Raw genomic sequence first — 20,930 nt, forward strand, 5'->3', positions numbered from 1 at the left:
ACTTCCTGCACACCTACAACTACCATCGCTGCCACACCGCACTCGGAGGCCAGCCACCCATCACCCGCGTCAACAACCCTGCGGGTCAATACACCTAGGTCGTGTCCGCAAAGTCCCGTCCGGCCCGCGACGCCTGGCACTTCCCCAAGCTCTCGGCTTCGCCCGAGCAGGGGGACCCCCATGACGCCGCGGGCCCCGCCCTCCGGGCGGACGACGGGACTTTGCGGACACTCCCCGGCGCACCCCGGTCGGCCCACCGCGCGCGTCGCGGCGCGTGGGCCAGGTGCCCGGGCCGCACGCGCCGCGGTCAGGCGTCGTGGAAGACCAGGCCGAGAGTGTGGCGGTGGCCCGAGCGCACGACGCTCACGCCGTGCCGCATGGCGCCCGCACGCCAGCCGCGGCTGCCGGGGACCGGGCGTTCCCGCGTGGTGAAGATCAGTCCGTGGCCCTGCGGCACGACGGTGGCGGTGCCCCGGGACTGGGCGCGGGCGCGCTGCTCCACCATGAGGAACTCCCCGCCGGTGTAGTCGGTCCCGTGGTCGTCGAGGCCGACCACCACCTGGAGCGGGAAGACCAGATCGCCGAAGACGTCGCGGTGCAGCGCGTTCCAGTCGCCCACTTCGTAGCGCAGCAGGATCTGCGCCGACCGGTCCTGCCCGGCCTCGTGGCAGCGGTCGAGCCACTCGTCCAGGGAGTCGGGCCACGGCGCGGGCCGGCCGAGCCGCTCGGCCCAGTCGCGGGCGATGGGCAGCAGACGGGGGTAGAGCGCGGCCCGCAGCTCGGCGACGGGCTCGGGCAGGTCGTGGGTGAAGTACCGATACTGGCCGGAGCCGAAGCGGTGGCGGGCCATGTCGACGGTGGTGCGGAACAGCTCGGGCTTGCCGTAAAGGGCGGCGATCTCGTGGCACTGCTCGGTGCTGAGCAGGCGCGGGGTGAGCGCGCTGCCGAGGGCATCGAGCTCGTCGGTGATCGCCTTCCAGTCGGCGGCGGCCAGCCGGTCGGTGGCGCTGGTGGCAGTGGGCATGGTGGTCCTCGTGCGGGTGCGGGCGGTCAGGTACGGGGCGCGCCGAACCAGCGGCGCAGTGCGGTACGGAGTGCCGCGGCATCGTCCGGACCGCCGTATGCGGACCAGGCGGCGTAGCCGTCGGGGCGCAGCAGGACGGCCGCGACGGCGGGCGGCTCGGCGGTGACGGCGTGCAGGACGTCGACCCGGTCGGCCCACGGCCCGGCCGCGGTGGCATCGAACGCCTCGTCCAGGACGACCAGGGTCGGGCGGCCGGACATCAGGAGGCCGGCGAGCGTGGTGCGGCCGTGCGCGGTCTTGACGTCGAGGTCGGGCACGAAGCCGCCCGCCACCGGATCCCCGGGCGCCCCCAGGTCGTACCGGACGGCGGTGCCGGTGACGACGGCGCTCAGGTGCGCGTTGACCTCTTCGAGGCCCAGCAGATCGGTGACCAGGTCGCGCAGGGCGTCCATGCGCGGATCCGGGTCCATGAGGGCGACCTGGGCGCGTACGTTGTGCAGCACGGCGGCGGCGACCGGATGGCGCTCCGCCTGATAGGTGTCGAGCAGGCCCGGTGGGGCCCAGCCGCGGATGTCGGCGGCCAGTTTCCAGCCCAGGTTCATGGCGTCCTGGAGGCCGAGGTTGACGCCGTGGCCGCCGGCCGGGAAGTGGACGTGTGCCGCGTCGCCCGCGAGCAGCACCCGGCCGCTGCGGTAGGACTCGGCCTGGAGCGCGGCATCGCTGAAGCGGGTCAGCCAGCGCGGATCGGCCATGGGCACGGGCCGGCCGCAGATCCGCGCGAACTCCGACCGCAGCTCGTCGAGGGTGACGGGGGAGTGCCGGTCGGGGTGCGGGCCGCGGTAGTCGTAGGTGCAGACGCGGCTGTGGCCGTACGGGTCGAGCCACACCAGGGTCCAGCCGCGCGGGGTGCGCTGCCAGCCGGCGGGCGCGTCCGCGGGGTCGAGCAGGCGGACCTCGCCGATCAGCGCGGAGACGCCGGCCGGGGTGCCGGTGAACGGTATGCCGGCCAGCCCGCGGACGACACTGCGGGCGCCGTCCGCGCCGACGGCCCAGCGCGCGGTGAGGGTGCGCGGTCCGTCGGCGGTGTCCGCGGTCAGCCGTACGTGCCCGGCGTGCTGGTCGAGCCCGGTGACCTCGTGGCCGCGGCGGATGTCGGCGCCCAGTGCGGCGGCCCGCTCGGCGAAGACCTCCTGGGCCCAGGCCTGCGGGCTGCCGATGATGACCGGGCCCTCGTCGACGACGGGGGCGAGGTCGAGGCCCCAGATGCCGGCGAAGTGGAAGCGGACGGGGCCGCTGACCGTGCGCGGCGCCGGGCGGCCGGGCTGCGCGGCCCGGAGCAGCCCGCGGCGGTGCAGGGTGTGGGCGGTACGCGCGTGCAGGGTGCCGGCCTTGGACTCGCCCGACGGCGTCGCGAGCCGCTCCAGCACGGTGACCCGTACGCCCTGCAGGGCCAGCTCGTGGGCCAGCAGCATGCCGACCGGGCCGCCGCCGACCACGGCGACGTCCGTGTCCGTGTCCGTGCCCGGATCGGGGACGTTCCGGTGGACCATGGCACTCCTCGCGGTGGCGGACGCGTCGCGCGGCCGTACGGACGCACACCACGGGAACCCCGCCAGCGCCCGAACGGTTGCATCCGGGCCCGCCCGCTACGCCCCCGGCAGGGTCACCGACTGGCTGTGGCGGAAGACGTCGCCCGGGTCGTACGCCTGCTTGACCCGCTGGAGACGGGCGTAGTTGTCCTTGTAGTAGAGCGTGTGCCAGGGGACCCCGGAGGTGTTGAAAGCGGGGTCGCTGAGGTCGATGTCCGCGTAGTTCAGGAAGCAGCCGTCGGTGACGTCGTCGGGTACCGGAACGCCACCGGTCGCCGCGTACATGCCGTGGTAGAACTCGCGGATCCAGGCCAGGCTGTCCGCCTCCGCGGAGTCGTCGGTCCACCAGATCATCCACGCGGCCTTGAACGCGGCGTCGCGGTGCGGGAAGGCGGTGGCCGCGGGGCCGACCGCGGAGACCTGCCCGCCGAAGGAGCTGAGCATCACCGAGGCGCTGGGGTTGCCGAGATCGCGGCGGGTCAGGTGCTGGTGGAGCGCTGTCAGGTGGTCCTCGGGGAAGCCGGCCTTCATGTAGGCGGACTTGAAGTCGCCCTTCTGCGTGGGGTTGTTGGCGTCGGCGTTGGCGGTGCCGAAGTAGCGGGTGGCCTCCAGCCAGGGCATCCGGCGCGGCTCGGCGAGGTCCGGCATGGCGGCGAACTCGCCGAGCGTGGTGGTGGCGGGCCGGTGCGGCACGTCGACCCCGTCGGTGACGGCCCGCAGGAAGCCGTCCAGCAGCTCCCGGGCGTGCGGCACGGTCGCGTCGACCTGGGTCACCAGGCCGATCGCCCCGTTGGAGACGTGGTTGAGCGAGAAGAGGCTGCACACGGCCGCTTCGGGGCTGCCGGGAGCGCGGTGCCGGGCGTGCCAGTCGCCGTAGTTGCGCACCAGGCGGGTGAAGGTCTCCTCGGTGAGCGACTCCCACGGCCACGACACCGCCGACAGCAGGACCTCGGCCGGGGGCCGGGGCAGCAGCTCGGCCGGATCGGCCCCGTCGGCGTGCGGTGAGCGGAACCAGTAGCGGGTGACGACACCGAAGTTGCCGCCACCGCCGCCGGTGTGCGCCCACCACAGGTCGCGGTGCGGATCGTGCCGCGCGCGGCTGGCGAAGACCTCCCGGACCGAGCCGTCGGCGCCCACGACGACCACCTCGACCGCGTACAGATGGTCGATGATCAGTCCGTCACGGCGGCAGAGCATGCCCCAGCCGCCGCCGCTGACGTGCCCGCCGGCGCCGACCTGGTAGCAGGTGCCGCCGGGCACGGTGACGCCCCACGTGCGGTACAGCGCCTCGTACACGCCGAGCAGCTGGGCGCCGGGCTCGACGCCGAAGGCGCGGTGGCGCGGGTCGTAGTGGACCTGGTTCATCAGGCTCATGTCGAGGACGACGTCGACGTCCGGGTGGAAGGTGAACTCCTCCCAGCAGTGCCCGCCGCTGCGCACCGTCAGGCGCTTGCCCTCGCGCACCGCCCGCCGGACGACGTCGGCGGCCTGGGCGCCGGTCCGGACGAGATGGACCGCCTCCGGTGCGGAGACGTACCGCTGGTTCCAGCCGCGCACCAGGTCCGGATAGCGCCTGTCGGCCGGGGTGACGACTACGGGAGCCGGGGCGGGGCCGTTGCCGGCGGGGCCGTGCTGCATGGGAGGTGGCCTTTCGGTGCGGGGCGGGGGACACCGGCGACGCTAGCGGCGGGCCACCGCGCCACTCGTCCTGTTTGTTGCGGTACTTCGCCCGGCGGCCGCCCGCGGGCCCGGTCCGGACGGCTTGGCTCGATTCTTCAGCGGCGGTTGCCACAGTGGCGCCATGAAACCGATCCGCCGCCTTGGCGGGCCGCATCGGCGACGGGGTGCGACGGGTTCGCCGTCCCGCCGTGCCGCGGCCGGCCGCCACCGGCGGCTCCGACTGGAACAAGAGGTGGGTCTTGTCCAACATGCCGCTGAGCGGCAAGGCGCTGCGCCTTGCGCGCCTGTCCCGGCCCGGTGACGGCCGCTACCTGTTCGTGCCGCTCGACCACTCCGTGTCGGACGGCCCCATCGCCTCGGCCGCCGGCTTCACCCAACTGGTGCGGGACATCGCCGACGGCGGAGCCGACGCGATCGTGGTGCACAAGGGCCGGGCCCGGCAGGTGCTGCCGGCCGCGCTGACCCACTGCGCACTCGTGGTGCACCTCAGCGCCAGCACCGTACACGCCCCGGACACCGACGCGAAGGTGCTCGTCGGCGACGTCGAGGACGCCGTGCGCGTCGGCGCCGACGCCGTGAGCGTGCATGTGAACATCGGCTCCGACACCGAGGCGACGCAGCTGGCCGACCTCGGGACGGTGGCAGCCGCCTGCGAACGCTGGGGGATGCCGCTGATGGCGATGATCTATCCGCGCGGGCCACGGGTCGACGACCCCACCCGGCCGGAGCTCCTCGCCCACGTGGTGGGCATCGCCATGGACCTCGGGGTCGACATCGTCAAGACGGTGCTCGCCTCTCCGTCGGAGCGGATGGCCGAGGTGGTGGCGAGTTCCCCGCTGCCGGTCGTCGTGGCCGGCGGCGGCGGTGCCGACCAGAGCCTGTTCGACTTCGCCACGTCCGCACTGGCCGCAGGGTGCCGGGGCCTGGCCGTCGGGCGGCGCGTCTTCACCAGCCCCGACCCCCGGCAAGCCGTACGCGAGCTGTCCGCAATCGTCCATGGCCGCCAGGTCCCTCCCGGTCCGGCGGCGTCTCTCGAAGTGGCAGGAGCATTGTGAAATTCGCCTGGATCGACCTTCGTTCCGTTCCTTCCGAGCACCGTACGGCCGTGATCGACGCGGCCGTGCACGCCCGGGTCCACGCGATCGTCGACAGTGACGCCGAGACGCTCGCCCTCCTCCCCAACACGGTCCGCCGCGTGCTGGCCGGCGCCCCGCACCCCGGGGACGAGCACGCCGACCTGGTGGTCCTGGAGACGGTCGGCGACACCGACGCGCTCGGGGCGCTGGAGGGCCGGCACCGCGACGGCCTGAAGGACGCCGCGGCGCTGGTGCACGTCACCGACGACCGGACGCTGCGCCTGGCGTGCGACGCCGCCCGTGCGCTGCCGTTCACCGTGGTGGAGTTCAAGGACCCGACGAAGATCCCGCTGGAGATCGTCATCGCGGCGGCCGACAGCTCGCCGGGCGACCTGGTGTGCCGGGCCGACAGCATCGAGGAGGCCCAGATCATCGTCGACGTCCTGGAGAAGGGCTCCGAGGGCGTGCTGCTGGCCCCGAAGGACGCCGGGGAGGTGTTCGCGCTGGTGGAGATGTTGCGTACCACCACTCCCGACCTCAAGCTGCAGACGCTGCGGGTGATGTCGACCGAGCACCTGGGGCTGGGCGACCGGGTCTGCATCGACACCTGCACCCACTTCGAGCAGGACGAGGGCATGCTCGTGGGCAGTTACGCGCACGGGTTCATCCTGTGCGTGAGCGAGACGCACCCGCTGCCGTACATGCCGACGCGGCCGTTCCGCATCAACGCCGGCGCGCTGCACTCCTACGTCCTCGGTGCCGAGAACCGCACCAACTACCTCAGCGAGCTCAAAGCCGGCAGCCCGGTGCTCGCGGTGGGCGCCGACGGGCGGACCCGGCGGATCGTGACGGGCCGGATCAAGCTCGAATCGCGTCCCCTGCTCGGCATCAACGCCGTCGCCGAGGACGGCACCCCGGTCAACCTGATCGTGCAGGACGACTGGCACGTGCGGGTACTCGGGCCCGGCGCGAGCGTGCTCAACGTGACGGAGCTGAAGCGGGGCGACGAGGTGCTCGGGCACATCGCCACCGACAAGCGCCATGTGGGCTGGCCCGTCGGCGAGTTCTGCGTGGAGAAGTAGCGGCTGCGCGGGCCGGGGCCGTCCCGCCGGTGCGGTACGGCCCCGGCCCTGCGCGGGGACGACGGGGGAGCGATGAACGAGGAGCACGGGAACGAGGAGCGGCGGTGGCGCGCCGCCCGGACGGAACCGCACGAGCGGTACGCGGACGCGGTGATCCGGGCCTGCCACCTGATCGACGAGGCCGGGGAACCGCCGAGCCTGGACGACATCGCCCGCGCGGTGGGGTACAGCCGGTTCCACTTCCACCGGATGTTCAAGGCACTGACCGGGGTGACCCCGCACGCCTACCTGGCGGCCGGGCGGGCCGAGCGGGTGCGGCAGGAGCTGGCGCGGGCCCGGCGGGTGTCCGACGCGATCTACAGCTCGGGCTTCAACTCCAACGGCCACTTCTACGCCGCGTCCTCGGCGATGCTGGGGATGACGCCGAAGTCGTTCCGGGCCGGCGGGCACGGCACGTCGATACGGTACGTGGTGGGCCGGAGCGCGCTGGGGCAGGTACTGGTGGCGACGACCGGCAGAGGGGTCTGCGCGGTCCTGCGGGGCGAGTCCGCGGGCGCGTTGTGCGAGCGGCTGGCCGAGCTGTTCCCGCGGGCCCGGCTGGTGCCCGCCGCGGACGGCCTCGCGGTGGCACTGAGCGACGCGCTCCGGGCGGCCGAACTGCCGCCCGCGGCGCGCGCACTGCTGCCGTACCACGTGCAGTTGCTGGCGCTGCAGGAGCGGGTCCGGCAGGAGCTGCGGAACCGGCCGGCGTGTGTGTGCGGCCGGTGTCAACGGCCCCGTGCGGGCGGCGGCTCCGGCACGGACTCCACCGTCTCCGCCACGGACTCGTACGCCGGGTCGGCTGCGGACGCGGCCCGTGCGGTCGACCGCCGCACCGCCCACACCGCGGGCACGGCCGCCAGGCACACGAGCAACCCCGTGACGAAGGCGGCGGTGGGGCCGCGGTCCGCGACGGCCCGCCCGCCCACCAGGGCGCCCGCCGCGATGCCCAGGTTCACGGCCGCGGCCGGCAGGGTGGCGGCCAGGTCGCGGCCGGGCCCCGCCAGGACCAGCACCAGCCGCTGCACCGACGGGACGAACCCGAAGCCCACCAGGCCCCACACCAGCAGCCCGAAGCCGGCGACCACCGGTACCCCGCCGGCCAGCACCAGCAGGGCGAGCGCGGCGACGAGCACGACGGCGCACGACAGGAGGGTGGTCGCGGCGCCCCGGTCGGCCGCCCGGCCGCCGCAGAGCACTCCCACCGCGGTGGCCGTGCCGTACATCAGCAGGAAGAGGCTGACCGGGGTGCCGGTGATCCCGGTACGGTCGGCCAGGAACGGCGTGACGTAGGTGAACGCCGCGAACTGACCACCCATCAGGAGTAATGCCACGCCGAGCACGGCCAGTACGCGCGGTGCCAGCGCATGCCGGGCCTGGGCGGCGAGCGGGGCCGGCCGGGTGGCGGCGACCCGCGGCACGCACACCACGGCGAGCAGCAGCGCCAGCAGGCCGAGCGCGCCGATGGCGGCGAACGACACCCGCCAGCCCAGCCGCTGCCCGACGAGGGTGCCCAGGGGCACGCCGACGGCGGTGGCGACGGCGATGCCGCCGAAGACCGCGGCGAGGGCCCGGCCCATCCGTTCGGCCGGCACCAGCCGCGCGGCCACGGCGAACGCCGCGCCCAGGAAGAGGCCCTGCAGCGCGCCGGTGCCCACGCGGGCGGCCAGCAGCGGGACGAAGCCGGAGGCGCGGGCGGCCGCCGCGTTGCCCACGACGTACCCGGCGAGCGAGAGCCACAGCAGTGTGCGGCGATCCAGCCGCACGGTCACCGCGGTGAGCAGCGGGCCACCGCAGCACATGCCCAGCGCGTACGCGGTGACCAGGCCGCCCGCGGTGGCGACGCCGACATGCAGGTCCTGGGCGGCGGGGCGGAGCACGCCGACCACGATCAGCTCCCCGCTGCCCATGGCGAACGCGCCGAGGAAGAGGGAGAGCAGGGCGCAGCGGGTGCGGAGCACGGACGTCATGCCTCAGCCGGCCTGCCAGTAGGTGCCGCGCGCGGCCCGCAGCGACGGGAAGGAGTCCAGGTCGGGCACGGTCCAGCCGTCGAGGTCGTACTCGGCCAGGCACTTCTCGGCGAACCCCGTGTACTCGTCGAGCCGCCCGGCGGCCTCCTGCGCCATGAGGATGTCGGCGCGCACCTGCTCGTGGTTGCCGGAGTAGTTGCGCTCGTACAGTTCGTGGCGGCCGCCGAACTCGGTGCCCACGGCGTCCCACAGCAGCTTCATCAGCTTGACGCGGTCGACGGAGGTGTAGCCGTTCGAGCCCCGCATGTAGGTGTCCAGGTAGGGCCGGATCTCGGGGTTCTTGAAGTCCTCGGCGCTGGAGTTGATGTAGATGAGGCCGCTGGCGACGTCCTGCTCGATGATCTCCTTGATGCGTGGGTAGGCGATCGTCATGAACCAGCGGTACGCCATGCCGTAGTCCAGCCGGGGCAGCAGCGCGCCGTCCTTCCACTCCTCGGGGTTGCGGGTCGCCGCGTCGGTCAGCGCCCAGAACATGTTGCGCCAGGCGAGGACCTCGCCGATGCGGGACCGGACGCCGCGGAAGTCCTTGGTGCCGGTCATCTCGACGGCCTTGAGCAGCAGACCGGCGATGAAGTCGATCTTCACGGCGAGGCGGGTGCAGCCGTGCAGGGTGAGCCGCTCGATGAAGCCGGACTGCCGCGCGAAGCCGTTGACCTGCTCGGGGTCCCCGTAGAGGAAGACGTTCTCCCAGGGGATGAGGACCTTGTCCATGACGAACACGGTGTCGTTCTCGTCCAGGCGGCTGGAGAGCGGGTAGTCGAACGGGCTGCCCATCACCGCGGCGGTCGCGGCGTACGAGGGCCGGCAGATCAGCTTCAGGCCGGGCGCGCCCATCGGCACGGTGGCCACCAGCGCGAACCGCTTCTCCTTCAGCGGCAGCCCGTAGTGCGAGATGAAGTTGTAGTGCGTGATCGCCGATCCGGTGGCGACGACCTTCGCGCCGCTGACCACCAGCCCCGCGTCGGTCTCCTTCTCCACGTGCACGAAGACGTCCCGGACCTCTTCGGCGGGGCGGTGCCGGTCGACCGGGGGATGGATGATCGCGTGGTTCCAGAAGAGCACCTTCTCCTGCGACTCGCGGTACCAGCGCCGGGCGTTGTCCTCGAAGGGCGCGTAGTAGCCGGAGTTGGCGCCGAGCGTACCGAGGAACGCCGCCTTGTAGTCGGGGCTGCGGCCCATCCAGCCGTAGGTGAGCCTGGCCCACTCGGCGATGGCGTCCCGGTCCTCGACCAGGTCCTGCACGCTGCGCGGGGTGCGGAAGAACTTGTGGGTCCGCCCGCCGCTGCCGGTGTCGGTCGGGGTGGTGAGCACGTCCCGGGTCTCCGGCGCGTGCAGGGCGTCGTAGAGCCGGGCCGTCATCCGGGCGCTGTTCGCGAACGCGGGATGCCGGGTGACGTCCTTCACCCGCTCGCCGTAGAGATATATTTCCCGGTCGTCCTTGAGGCTTTCCAGATACTCCGCCCCGGTCAGCGGGCGAGTGCCCGGAGAATTCTCCCGGCCGGTACCGGCGTCCTGCTGCAGCGTCATATGTTTCTTCCCTTGTCCGGTCAGTTTCCGAGCGGTGCGAGAAATGCGGAGGGGCCGTCCAGAGAGCCGTCCCAGAAGATTTCCCGGGAGTCGTTCCGCAGGGCGCGGAAGGCGCCGCCGTGAAAGACCAGCGGTTCGGCGGTGCGCGCCTCGAAGCCCGTCACCCGCCCCAGGTGGAGAACGTGGTCACCGCCGTCGTAGGAGGCCCAGGGGGTGCAGGTGAAGAAGGCCGCGGTACCGGCGAGGCGGGGTACGCCCGGCTGCCGTACCCACGGCACGGAGCCGGCCGCCAGACTCTTGGCGCCGGCGAAATGCAGGGCGAGTTCGCGCTGGTCAGCGGCGAGTACGCTGATGCCGAACGGCTCGTCGGCGAGGCGTCCGCACAGCCGGCTGCCGCGCTTGAGGGAGACCAGCACCAGCGGCGGGTCCAGCGAGACGGAGGTGAACGAGCTGACCGTGGCGCCGTGTACGCCGCTGCCGCGGCCCACCGTCACCACGGTCACGCCGCTGGCGAAGCGGCCGAGGCAGTCCCGGAAGTCCGCCCGCTCCCGGCTCATTCGAATTCTTCCCGGTAAATCAGCACGGAAGCAGTCTGGCAGCCCCCGCTGAAGAATGAATCCAGAGCCTGACGAGAGATATGGGAAGACGTTGACAGCGCGTTTTGCGGTCGCTCTAATTGCTCGGTAACGGAAATTTCGGCCACCCGTTCTCTTTCTTCGCCCGAGGTGATCAAAAATGCGTGTCCAGGTAGCCGTGACCGAACAGTTGCAGGACTACGTGGCGGACGTTTCGCTGCGCGAACCCGATGTGCTGCGGGAGTTGCGGGAGCGCACCGCCGAGCTCCCGCTGCACCTGATGCAGATCTCGCCCGAGGAGGGGCAGTTCCTCGGCGTGCTGCTGAAGGCGATCGGCGCGCGCAAGGCGATCGAGGTCGGCGTGTTCACCGGCTACAGCCTGATCGCGACGGCGCTGGCGCTGCCGGCCGGCGGCAAGGTGATCGGCCTGGACATCAGCGAGGAGTGGGCCACCGTGGCGCGCGAGTTCGCGGGCCGGGCGGGCGTCGCGGACCGGATCGACCTGCGCATCGGCGACGCCCGGGAGAGCCTGGACGCCCTGCTCGCGACGGAGGGGGAGGCCGGCACGTACGACTTCTTCTTCATCGACGCCGACAAGGAGAACTACACGGCGTATTACGAGGCGGCGCTGACGCTGCTGCGGCCCGGCGGACTGATCCTGGTCGACAACGTGCTGTGGCACGGCGCCGTCCTGGACGAGACCCAGCAGGACTCCGAGACGACGGCGCTGCGCGCCTTCAACGCCAGGATCCACCACGACAAGCGGGTGGAGCTGAGCCTGATCCCGTTCGCCGACGGGCTCACCTTCGCCGTCAAGCGCTGAGCGGCACACGACGATGCCCGCGCACCACCGGTGGTGCGCGGGCATCGCCTGTCTCAGGGCAGCCGTATCGACTGCGCGTGGCGGAAGAAGTTCCGCGGGTCGTAACGCCTCTTCACGCGCTGCAGCCGCGGGTAGTTGTCCTTGTAGTACAGCGTGTACCAGGGCACCCCGGACCGGTTGTGCGCCGGGTCGTTGAGGTCGATGTCCGGGTAGTTGACGTAGCAGCCGTCGGTGATGCCGTCGGAGACCGGCACGCCGCCGGTCTTCGCGTACACCTCCTCGTAGCACTCCCGGTTCCAGGTGATGTTCTTCTCGTCGTCAGCGGGGTCGTTCCACTGGCACATCCACATCAGCTTGAACGCCGAGGAGCGGTGCGCGAAGGCCGTGGCGTCCGGGGCCACCGCGTTCACCCTGCCGCCGTAGGAGCTGAGGGTGATGGAGTTGCCCGGGTTCTGGATGTCGGGGCGCGTCAGGTGCTTGTACAGCGCGGCGACCTGGTCGTCGGGGAACTGCGTGTTCATGTACGCCGACTTGTAGTCCTGCCGCAGCGTCGGGTCGGTGAGGTTGGGGTTGGAGAGCGCCATGTAGCGCGTCGCCTCCAGCCAGCGCAGCGTACGCGGCTCCGCCAGATGCGGCATCGGGCCGAACTCGCCCATCCGCGTGGTGGCCGCGGAGTAGCGGGCGCCCACCCCCTCCGTGACCTGCGCGAGGTAGGTGTCGAGCAGGGACCGCGCGTCGGGCACCGTGGCATCGACCTGGGTCACCATGGCGACCTGGCCGTTGGACCGCTGGTTGAGCACCAGGAAGCTGGCCAGCGCCGTGTACGGGTCGTCCGGGTCGCTGTGCGCGGCGAAGAAGCCCGCGTAGTTCTTGACCAGCCGGGTGAAGTCGGCCTCGGTCAGGGTGTCCCAGGACCAGCCGGCGGCCTGCAGGTGGACGGTGGCGGGCGGCCTGGGCAGCAGCCGGCGGGGGTCCTTGCCGGTGGCGCCCGGCGTGCGGAACCAGTAGCGGGTCACCACGCCGAAGTTGCCGCCCCCGCCCCCGGTGTGGGCCCACCACAGATCGTGGTGCGGGTCGTCCTTCTCGCGCGTCGCGACGACCGTACGGACGGAGCGGTCGGAGTCCACCAGCACGACCTCGACCGCATGGATGTAGTCGCTGATCAGCCCGAGCTGTCGGCAGAGCAGGCCCCAGCCGCCGCCGGGCACATGGCCCCCGACGCCCACGGTGGCGCAGATGCCGCCGGGGACGGTCACGCCCCAGGTGCGGTACAGCTGCTCGTACACGTCCAGCAGTTCGGCACCGGCCTCGACGACGAACGCCCGTCGGTGGGCGTCGAAGTACACCTGGTTCATGTTCGAGATGTCCAGGACGACCTGCACGTCGGGGGAGAAGACGAAGTCTTCCAGGCAGTGCCCGCCGGCCTTGACCGTGAGCCGCTTGCCCTCCCGCGCCGCCTGCCGCACGACGGGCGCGACCTGGCCCGGCGTGGTCACCACCTGGACGGTCTCGGGCCGGCCGACGTACCGCTCGTTCACGCCGCTGACCAGGTCGGCGTACTGCTGGTCGTGTGCCATGACCGTGACCGGGCCCGGGTACGGGGCCTCGCCCCTGCCGCCGCCCCCCGCGAACGACTCCGCGGCTTGTTCTTGCGCCATCTCGTCGCACCTTCTCTGAGTCGGATAGCTCAGGAGGTGGCGGCCGCGCACCGAGCGCGTCCGCGAAAAACAGCCCTGCGATCGTGGCACTCACGTGTTGCCGCCCGCCCCCACCAGGGAGGGTAGGAGCCCGAACCGGCCGAAAAACTCCGGATGTTGCGGTCTTTTCCGCCACCTCCAGCGTGCCCCCGGCGCAGTAGAAACGGCGCAGTGGAACGGCGCAAGATTCGGAGCGACCGGGCCACCGCGCCGCGCCAGCATGGCAGACACCCGAGAGCCGGCGGACGGCAGTGGAGGAGACATCGGTGAACGTCGAGGTCGGTGAGGTGTACGAGAATCCGCGGTGCGGTGAGCGCGTCGTCATCAGGACGCCCGCGGCGGAGAACGGCGGGGCGCGGACCGTGATGGACGTCTACGCCAAACCGGGCGGAGCGGTCTCCGGCGAGCACGTCCACCCGGTGAGCGAGGAGCGCTTCACGCTGGTACGCGGCAAGGTGGCCTTCCTCATCGGCGGCCGCCCCGTGACGCTCGACGAACCGGGGCAGAGCGTGCTCATCCAGCCCGGTATCAAGCACCGCTGGTGGAACTGCAGCGGCGAGGAGTCCTTCCACATCTGCGAGGTGCGCAAGAACAGCGACCGCTTCGAGCAGCTGGTCCTGCGCCAGCTCTTCGGGCTCGCGCAGGACGGGAAGACCAGCCCCGAGGGAATGCCGAAGCTGCTCCAACAGGCCGTCACCACCATGGAGTTCAGTGACGTGGTGCGCTTCACCAACACTCCCTGGCCCGTCCAGCGGGTGCTCTTCGGTGCCCTGGCCCCGGTGGCGCGGCTGCTGGGCCACAAGGGCTGCGACCCGCGGTACATGAACCGCAAGCCGTCGGAGCGCGTGGAGCTGGAGAAGCTGCCGGACGAGGTGCTGGCCCACCACTACTGACGGCCGGGCGCGTGTGTCACCCCCCGTCGCCGGGCGCGTACGTCAGTCCGTCGCCGGGAAGTGCGTGACACAGTCCAGCCGGACCCGCCAGGCGCCGCCGTCCGGAGCGCCGCCGCTCAGGCCTGCCAGCGTGCCGGGTCCGGCGAGGGCCGGGACGCGGGAGTCGGCCAGGGCGGCGAAGCCCACGGTGCGGCCGGGGTCCCAGTCCGTGCTGCGCCGCAGCCGGCGGCTGAGCTGCACCCAGCCCAGCGGTGCCGCGGCGATCACCCAGGCGTCCGGATGGTCCGCCGTCAGCCGCTGCGCCGGCCGCAGCCAGGACGCCGCCTCCTCCGGCCAGTCCACCACGGTGACCACCTCGCCGCCCGCCTCCTGCCAGGCCGTGCGGAAGGCGTCGGCCGCCGTGCGGGACGCGGCGTCGCGGCTGTGGCCCACCGCCACCGTCCCGGTCCGCGGAGCCACCTGGGACACCAGCCGGAGGACGGTGGCCAGCTCCGCTTCCGTGTGGGCCGCCGGGTCGGGCAGACCGCCCACGGCCGCCAGGTCCTCCCGGGCGAGCAACGGCGAGCCGCCCGGCCCGGCGTCGTACGCGTCCCACTGCGCGCGGGGCATGGCGCCGCCTTCCGTCGTCGTCTCGGGTGCCGGGACTGCCGGCGCCGCGGGTCAGCCGGAGCCGGCCGGTTCGCCGTCCCGGCGCAGCAGACGCGACCGGGTCCGGCTGCTGAGCTGGCCGTGGTGGTCCGCCGACAGCGCGCCGCGGTCCACGAGCGGATCGAAGCGGCCCGCGATGCGCAGCGCGCCGGTCAGCGCGTCCCGGGTCACCCGGTCGCGGGTGGCGAACCAGCCGGCGCCGCTGCCGTGGGGGTCGGCGAGGAACCGGGCCGGCGCCTCCTCCGGCAGCAGGTACGGGGACCGGTCGAGCCGCACCTGCAGCTCGGTGTCGACGACGCGCACCTCGACGCCGTCGACCGGCAGGCCGACCGTTCCCGGGCCGTACCAGCCGGTGGGGTCGGTCGCCACGATGCCCGTCTCGGTGGTGCCGTACGCCTGGCCGAGCCGGACGCCGTACCGCTCGCCGAACCGGATGTGCACCGCGTCGTCGACCCGGTCGCCCCCGGACACCGCGACCCGGAGCCGCGGCAGCCGCAGCCCCCGGCCGTCGGCCGCGAGCACGGCGAAATGCCGGGGCGCGCCGATGACGGCCTCCGTGCGCCCGAGCGCGGCGGCCCGCAGGAGCGCGGGCCGGCCGGCGCCGGGGGAGAAGACCGTGACGGCGCCGACGTGCATCGCGTGCAGCAGGCCGCCGATGAGCGGGAAGGAGTGCGCGGGCGGGCCGAGGACGAGCACCCGCTCGCCGGCCGCCGGCATGCCGGCCACCCGCGCGAAGCCCGCCAGCTCGGCGAGCAGGGACTCGGCAGTGCGGCCCACCGGCTTGGCACAGCCCGTGCTGCCCGAGGTGAACTGCACCAGGCAGTGCGCGGTCGCGGCGGGCAGCCCGCCCTTCAGCCGGCGCACCTCCGTCGCGCCCTCGCCGTGGAACCCGTCGGCCGGGCCGCCGTCGAAGGCGACGTGGAACCGCGGCCGGCAGCGGTCCAGCAACAGCCCCAGCTCCCGGCCCCGCACCTGCGGACCGAGCAGCAGCACCTGCGCGCCGAGGGACCACAGGGCGAGCAGCGACCACAACTGAGTGAATCCGTGGGCCCCTTGGAGTACGACGGTGTCGCCGGGGCGGATGCCGTGCGACCGGAGCAGCCGGCGCGTCGCGGCGACCTGTTCCCTGAGCGTGCCGTAGGTGAGGACGTGCCCGCCGCGCACGGCCCAGGGCCGCCGGTCGGGATGGCCGCCCAGCAGTTCGTCCCCCCACCAGTCGGGCGCCGGCTCGGGCCGGGTGCTCACGGCACCTGCCGTTCCAGGCCGAGCAGGAACTCCTTGGCGCGGATGCCGCCGGCGTAGCCGGTCAGCCGCCCGGTGGAACCGACGATGCGATGGCAGGGCAGCACCACGCACAGCGGGTTCGCGCCGAGCGCCGTGCCGACGGCGCGCGCCGCCTTCGGGCGCCCGAGCGAGGCCGCCAGCTCGCTGTAGGTCGCGAGGTGCCCGTACGGCACGAAGGCGTCCAGCGCGCCGACCGTTTCCCGGCAGAAGGGGGTGGCCAGTCGCAGGTCCAGCGGTACGGAGAAGTGGCGCAGGCGGCCCGCGAGGTAGGCGTCCAGCTCGGCGGCCGCGGTGCGCAGCACCGGCGTGGCGGCCGGCGACGGCTCGGACCGCACGGGGCCGGCGGCGCCGCTGCGGGCGAGCCGGTCGCGTACGGCGGCCGGCCCGGTGAACCCGCAGTAAACCAGGGCCTCTTCGGTGGCGGCCAGGGTCAGCAGGCCCATGGCGGTGGGGTGCACCGTCACGGTCACCGGTGCGGCGCCGTCGGCCCGTTCGTGCGTGGTCATCGTTTCTCCTACGGACGTGTGCCGCTCACGCGGTCACCGGGCGGCAGCTCTTGCAGGCCCGGTATCCGGCGCGGCGTGCCTCCGTAGCGGTACGGAAGGGCACTTGGTGGCGTGGTGTGATCCGGCGCGCGTGGGCGCAGGTGGGATGGCAGTAGATGTGGGTGGTGTCGCTGCCGAGGAAGACCGTGCCGCTGCGCGCGACGTTCTTGAAGTGGCGCATGTCCAGCCCTTCGGCGGTGCGCAGCGCGTCACCGGTGGACGGCAGGTAGGAGGCGTCGCAGGGGGCGCCGTCGTCGTACGTCACCCGGTGGCACGGGACGAGTACCTGCACGGGGTTGCGGGTCAGCGAGCCGACCAGCGAGTCCGGTGTCGCGTCCGCGCGTCCGGCCTCGCGGGCGAGCCAGCTCAGCGGGCGCAGCTGGCCGGCGGGGATGGCACGCACCGCCTCCAGGACCGCGCGGTCGGCGGGCTCGGTGCCCGGGAACTCGACCGGCAGCTTGCGCGCCCGTCCGGTGCGCAGCGCGGTCCGCAGCCCCGGGAGGAGCTTCTCCGTCGGCAGCACCGAGCGGCCGGTGCGGTCCTGGTACAGCTCCTCGAACGTCTCCGCCGTGAGCCCCGCTCCGGCCAGGGCCGCGCCGGTGACGGCGGCCCCGCCGTACGCCACGAGCAGCGGGCCCGCCGGGCAGGTCACGCGGACATAGGTGTCGTAGCGCTCCGCGGGGATGCCGACTCGCCGCAGGATGCCGAGCGCGAAGTCGGGCGGCGCGGGGGCCGCGAGGTCCGCGAGACCGCCGGTCCAGCCGTCGGCCGGCTCCGGCACCGCGTCGTCGATCTCCTGGTTCACATCGTCACCCCCTTCAGTGTGCCTGGTTCCAGCAACTGCCTCAGCTCGCCCATCGCACGGGAGACTTGAGCCTTGGCCGTGCCCACGGGACAGCCCTGGACCTCGGCGACTTCCGCGTAACTCATTCCCACGACGTGCCGCAGTACCACGGATATGCGCTGTTTCTCGGAAAGCTCGGAAAGCGCGGCGACAAGTTGTCTGCGGTCTTCCGAATTAGCGGCCCTTTCCTCTGGTCCGGGCCCGTCCTCTGCCCATGTGTCACAGGTGTCCTCCACGTTCATGACGGATACCGGCCGCCGGGTGTTACTGCGTACGTGATTACGCCAGACGTTTGTCGCGATCGTCATCAGCCAGGCGCGCAGACGCAGCTCTCGGCGGCGCTCCGGGGAATATCCCTGAAGCGCCGAGTAAGCACGCAGAAACGTGTCCTGGCCCAGATCGTCGGCGTCCGCGCGGGAGCCGGAGATCCGGTACAGGTACGCGTGGACCGGGCCTGCGTGGAGCCGGACGAGTTCGGTGAAGCCGTCGTCCAGATCCAGCGCGAGCCGGTCGGTCAGGTGCTCGGCCTTGTCTTCCATCATGAGGTGAAACACCGGCCTCGTGGAAAGGGTTGCAGGGCGGGCGGACGAAGGGGTGACGGCGTGCTTCCCGTGGTCATGTGCGGGTCAGCGAGCCGCTGCCGGCCGGGGCGTCCAGTATGGGATCCGAGGCGAGGACCGCGCTGTTCAGGCGCTGCATCCGGGGCGAGGGCTCGATGCCCAGCGACTCGCCGAGCACGTCCCGCAGCTGCCCGAAGACGGCCAGTGCGGCGGCGCGGTGGCCGCAGCGGTAGAGCGCCAGCATGTACTGGGCGTGCAGGTTCTCGTGCCGGGGGTGCAGGGTGGTGAGCGCGCTCAACTCGTCGAGCAGCCGTTGGTGCCGGCCGAGGGTGAGGTCGGCCTCGATGCGGCGCTCCAGCACGCCCCGGCGGGTCTCCTCCAGGTCGACGACGTGTGCCGCGCTGAGCTGTCCGACCTGTACGTCGGCGAGGGCCGGCCCGCGCCACAGGCCGAGGGCCTGCGCGAAGAGGTCGGCGGACCGGGCGTCGTCACCGGCGGCCGCGGCGGCCCGGCCGAGCCTGGCCAGGGCCGTGAAGCGGGTCCGGTCCAGCGCGGCGGGGTCGGCGGTCAGCTGGTAGCCCTGGCTGCGGGTGGCCAGCATGCCGTCGTGCTCCGGTCCGAGCGCGCCGCGGATCACCTGGCGGATGTGCAGCACATAGGTCTGGAGCGTGGACACCGCGCTTTTCGGCGGCCGGTCCGCCCACAGTTCCGTGATGCACTGGCTGCCGCGCACCACTTCATTGAGGTGGAGCATTAAGAAGGCTAATAATTGGCGGGGTTTCGGGGCGCTGGGCACCGCGGAGTTTCCATTGTTTTCCAGGACGAGAGAGCCGAGTACACCCATGTCCATTGCTTTTCCCCCTGGCGTGCATATGCGCGGGACGGTTGTCAATCCGATCCCCGGAAGCTACCGTCGGTGACGGTATGGGCAAGGGGAATGCGTGTCAACGAGGAAACGCGAGGCCGGCGAAACAGTGCAGGGCATTCCGCATGTCGGCCGCCGGAATCGGCGATCATTTCTGCGGCCCGGAAAACGGTCATGCCCGGACCCGGACGGCGCCGGGCGCGCGCCGCGCACCCGGCGTCTCCGCCAACACCCGCCGGTGGATGTCGAGCGCGGCCGCCGACTTGTTGAGCGTGATGTAGTGCAGACCCGGCGCGCCCTCGGCCAGCAGCCGGGTGGCCATCGCGGTCGCGTGGTCGACGCCGATCCGGTACGCGTCCTGAGGAGCGTCACGGGCGGCCGCCAGCCGCCGCGCCAGCTCCGCCGGGAACGCCGCGCCGCTGAGCTCCGCGAACCGCCGGATCTGCCGCACGTCGGTCGCGGGCATGATCTCGGGGATCACCGGCGTGGCACACCCCGCCGCGGCGAGCCGGTCGCGCAGCCGCAGGTAGTCGGTGACGTCGAAGAACATCTGCGTGATGGCGTAGTCGGCCCCCGCCCGGCACTTGGCCACGAAGTGCCGGATGTCGCTCGCCCAGTCCGGCGAGCGCGGGTGCCGCTCCGGGAACGCCGCCACGCCGACCGTGAAGTCGCCCAGCGAACGGACCAGTTCCACCAGCTCGACGGCGTGCGTGAGACCGCCGGGGTGCGGAGTCCACGGCCCGAGCGGGTCGCCCGGGGGATCGCCGCGGAGCACGAGGACGTCCCGCACCCCGGCGTCCGCGTACTGGCCCACGATGGCGCGCAGTTCGGCCACCGTGTGCCCGACGGCCGTCAGATGCGCCACCGGCAGCAGGGTGGTCCCGTCGGCGATCCGCGCGGTCAGCCCCACCGTGCGGTCCCGGGACGACCCGCCCGCGCCGTACGTCACCGACACGAAGTCCGGGGCCAGCGCCTCGACCCTGCGGACCGTCTCCCACAGGGACCGCTCACCCGCCGCCGTGCGCGCCGGGAAGAACTCGAACGAGAACGTCGGCCGCCCGGCAGCCAGAGCCCGGCGCAGGCTGCCCGGCGCCCGGCCGGCCGCGCCGAACCCGCCGATGACCCTGCCGTCCGCCCCGGCGCTCATGCTGTCCCCACCGGCGCCGCTGCCGTACCCGCCAGCCGCGGCCGGGCCGCGTGGGCGGCCTCCGCCCCGTACGCCTCCCCGATGCGTGCCACCAGGTCCTCCGGCACGGGCCGGTACTCCTGCGTGCCGATGGACTCCAGGGCCACCGTGGCCAGCGCACAGCCCAGCCGGGCCGCCCGCGCGGCGGGCCAGCCCCAGGCCAGGCCGGCCAGGAAGCCGGCCCGGAACGCGTCCCCGGCGCCCGTGGGATCGGCCGCCGCGCGGGTCGGCACGGCCGGGATCCGGAGCGGGGGACCGCCGGCCCGGGTGACGCCGACGCCCTCGTCGCCCAGTGTGGTGAGCCACGTGCCGACCCGCGCCCGCAGCTCCTCCGCGGACCAGCCGGTGCGTTCCTCGAGAAGCGCCGCCTCGTACGCATTGGTGAAGAGCCAGCGCGCGCCGGACACCAGCAGCCGGGTCTGCGCCCGGTCCAGCCGGGCCAGTTGCTGTGCGGGGTCGGCGGCCACCGGAATGCCCAGCCGGTGGGCGGCGGCGGTGTGCCGCAGCATCGCCTCGGGGTCGTCGGCCCCGATGAGGACGAGGTCCAGGCCGCCCGTCCGGGTCGCGACGGCCGCCAGGTCGATCTCCCGGGCCTCCGCCATCGCCCCCGCGTAGAAGGTGGCGATCTGGTTCTGGTCGGCGTCGGTGGTGCACACGAACCGCGCCGTGTGCAGGGATGTGCTGATGCGTACCGAGTCGGTGTCGACACCGGCCGCCCGGAGCCGCCCGCCGTACTCGGCGAAGTCCGCGCCCGCGGCGCCGACCAGCACCGGCGACAGGCCCAGCCCGGCCAGCCCGTAACAGATGTTGGCGGCCACCCCGCCCCGCCGGACGTCCAGCCGGTCGGCCAGGAAGGACAGGGAGACCCTGGCCAGCTGCCCGGCGACCAACTGGTCGGCGAAGCGGCCGGGAAACTCCAGCAGATGGTCGGTGGCGATCGAGCCGGTCACGGCGATGCGCACG

At 72.9% G+C, this 20,930-nt stretch carries 19 protein-coding genes and 1 pseudogene; 5 read left to right on the top strand and 15 right to left on the bottom strand.

Annotation, left to right across the window (positions count from 1 at the left end):
- Positions 1–307 precede the first annotated feature (307 nt).
- From IF20_RS06650 to IF20_RS06660, 3 genes are all read right to left on the bottom strand, one after another.
- Positions 308–1,024: a 2OG-Fe(II) oxygenase gene (locus tag IF20_RS06650; protein WP_052864080.1), complete on the bottom strand. Its 717-nt coding sequence runs from the start codon at positions 1,022–1,024 to the stop codon at positions 308–310.
- A gap of 26 nt (positions 1,025–1,050) precedes the next feature.
- Positions 1,051–2,574 carry an FAD-dependent oxidoreductase gene (locus tag IF20_RS06655; RefSeq protein WP_052864081.1) on the bottom strand — a complete coding sequence of 508 codons (1,524 nt, stop codon included), beginning with the start codon at positions 2,572–2,574 and terminating at the stop codon, positions 1,051–1,053.
- 96 nt (positions 2,575–2,670) lie between these two features.
- Positions 2,671–4,251: an FAD-binding oxidoreductase gene (locus IF20_RS06660; protein ID WP_052864082.1), complete on the bottom strand. Its 1,581-nt coding sequence runs from the start codon at positions 4,249–4,251 to the stop codon at positions 2,671–2,673.
- A 290-nt stretch (positions 4,252–4,541) separates the two neighbouring features.
- Here IF20_RS06660 and IF20_RS06665 point away from each other — a divergent pair, with 290 nt between their 5' ends.
- From IF20_RS06665 to IF20_RS40875, 3 genes and pseudogenes are all read left to right on the top strand, one after another.
- Positions 4,542–5,348: a 2-amino-3,7-dideoxy-D-threo-hept-6-ulosonate synthase gene (locus IF20_RS06665; RefSeq protein ID WP_052864427.1), complete on the top strand. Its 807-nt coding sequence runs from the start codon at positions 4,542–4,544 to the stop codon at positions 5,346–5,348.
- Positions 5,345–6,451, top strand: a complete 1,107-nt coding sequence (locus IF20_RS06670) for a 3-dehydroquinate synthase II family protein (protein ID WP_052864083.1) — start codon at positions 5,345–5,347, stop codon at positions 6,449–6,451. The genes IF20_RS06665 and IF20_RS06670 overlap by 4 nt, the downstream gene beginning before the upstream one ends.
- A gap of 72 nt (positions 6,452–6,523) precedes the next feature.
- Positions 6,524–6,880, top strand: a pseudogene (locus IF20_RS40875) (helix-turn-helix domain-containing protein); the annotation flags it as partial.
- A 338-nt stretch (positions 6,881–7,218) separates the two neighbouring features.
- Here the strand turns inward: IF20_RS40875 and IF20_RS06675 are convergent.
- From IF20_RS06675 to IF20_RS06685, 3 genes are read right to left on the bottom strand one after another with little or no spacing between them, the layout of a single operon-like run.
- The gene (locus IF20_RS06675; protein WP_052864084.1) at positions 7,219–8,460 is read right to left on the bottom strand and encodes an MFS transporter; all 1,242 of its coding nucleotides are present in this window, start codon (positions 8,458–8,460) and stop codon (positions 7,219–7,221) included.
- Positions 8,461–8,463: 3 nt separating this feature from the next.
- Positions 8,464–10,047 (bottom strand): 4-hydroxyphenylacetate 3-hydroxylase family protein, encoded by a 1,584-nt coding sequence (locus tag IF20_RS06680; protein ID WP_052864085.1) that lies wholly within the window; start codon positions 10,045–10,047, stop codon positions 8,464–8,466.
- Between the two features lie 20 nt (positions 10,048–10,067).
- On the bottom strand, positions 10,068–10,604 hold the full coding sequence (locus tag IF20_RS06685; protein WP_110943896.1) for a flavin reductase family protein: 537 nt from the start codon (positions 10,602–10,604) through the stop codon (positions 10,068–10,070).
- 178 nt (positions 10,605–10,782) lie between these two features.
- Between IF20_RS06685 and IF20_RS06690 the strand changes: the two genes are divergently transcribed.
- The gene (locus IF20_RS06690) at positions 10,783–11,445 is read left to right on the top strand and encodes an O-methyltransferase (protein WP_052864086.1); all 663 of its coding nucleotides are present in this window, start codon (positions 10,783–10,785) and stop codon (positions 11,443–11,445) included.
- Positions 11,446–11,498: 53 nt separating this feature from the next.
- Here IF20_RS06690 and IF20_RS06695 read toward each other — a convergent pair whose 3' ends face one another.
- A complete protein-coding gene (locus IF20_RS06695) occupies positions 11,499–13,103 on the bottom strand; it encodes an FAD-binding oxidoreductase (protein ID WP_110943897.1) in 1,605 nt (534 codons plus the stop codon).
- A 305-nt stretch (positions 13,104–13,408) separates the two neighbouring features.
- On the opposite strand from IF20_RS06695, the gene IF20_RS06700 reads away from it, so the two are divergent.
- A complete protein-coding gene (locus tag IF20_RS06700; protein ID WP_052864087.1) occupies positions 13,409–14,035 on the top strand; it encodes a cupin domain-containing protein in 627 nt (208 codons plus the stop codon).
- Between the two features lie 42 nt (positions 14,036–14,077).
- On the opposite strand, the gene IF20_RS06705 is transcribed toward IF20_RS06700, so the two are convergent.
- The 8 genes from IF20_RS06705 to IF20_RS06740 all read right to left on the bottom strand — a co-directional run bounded on the left by IF20_RS06705 (position 14,078) and on the right by IF20_RS06740 (position 20,929).
- Positions 14,078–14,644, bottom strand: a complete 567-nt coding sequence (locus IF20_RS06705) for an ABC transporter substrate-binding protein (protein WP_052864088.1) — start codon at positions 14,642–14,644, stop codon at positions 14,078–14,080.
- 51 nt (positions 14,645–14,695) lie between these two features.
- Positions 14,696–15,928: a class I adenylate-forming enzyme family protein gene (locus IF20_RS06710; protein WP_052864089.1), complete on the bottom strand. Its 1,233-nt coding sequence runs from the start codon at positions 15,926–15,928 to the stop codon at positions 14,696–14,698.
- Positions 15,925–16,473 carry a methylated-DNA--[protein]-cysteine S-methyltransferase gene (locus IF20_RS06715; protein WP_199896514.1) on the bottom strand — a complete coding sequence of 183 codons (549 nt, stop codon included), beginning with the start codon at positions 16,471–16,473 and terminating at the stop codon, positions 15,925–15,927. The genes IF20_RS06710 and IF20_RS06715 overlap by 4 nt, the downstream gene beginning before the upstream one ends.
- 25 nt (positions 16,474–16,498) lie before the next feature.
- Positions 16,499–17,317: an Ada metal-binding domain-containing protein gene (locus tag IF20_RS06720; RefSeq protein ID WP_234426541.1), complete on the bottom strand. Its 819-nt coding sequence runs from the start codon at positions 17,315–17,317 to the stop codon at positions 16,499–16,501.
- Positions 17,314–17,898, bottom strand: coding sequence for an RNA polymerase sigma factor (locus IF20_RS06725; RefSeq protein ID WP_324605558.1), 585 nt, complete (start codon positions 17,896–17,898; stop codon positions 17,314–17,316). Before IF20_RS06725 ends, IF20_RS06720 begins: the two co-directional genes overlap by 4 nt.
- A 73-nt stretch (positions 17,899–17,971) precedes the next feature.
- Complete coding sequence (locus tag IF20_RS06730; RefSeq protein ID WP_052864090.1) at positions 17,972–18,766, bottom strand: AfsR/SARP family transcriptional regulator; 795 nt, start codon at positions 18,764–18,766, stop codon at positions 17,972–17,974.
- Between the two features lie 187 nt (positions 18,767–18,953).
- Positions 18,954–19,928 (bottom strand): methylenetetrahydrofolate reductase [NAD(P)H], encoded by a 975-nt coding sequence (gene metF / locus IF20_RS06735; RefSeq protein WP_110943899.1) that lies wholly within the window; start codon positions 19,926–19,928, stop codon positions 18,954–18,956.
- Complete coding sequence (locus IF20_RS06740; RefSeq protein ID WP_052864091.1) at positions 19,925–20,929, bottom strand: carbohydrate kinase family protein; 1,005 nt, start codon at positions 20,927–20,929, stop codon at positions 19,925–19,927. The genes metF and IF20_RS06740 overlap by 4 nt, the downstream gene beginning before the upstream one ends.
- Position 20,930: the final 1 nt, after the last annotated feature.

The sequence above is a fragment of the Streptomyces niger genome (assembly GCF_000718305.1).
Lineage (GTDB): Bacteria > Actinomycetota > Actinomycetes > Streptomycetales > Streptomycetaceae > Streptomyces > Streptomyces niger.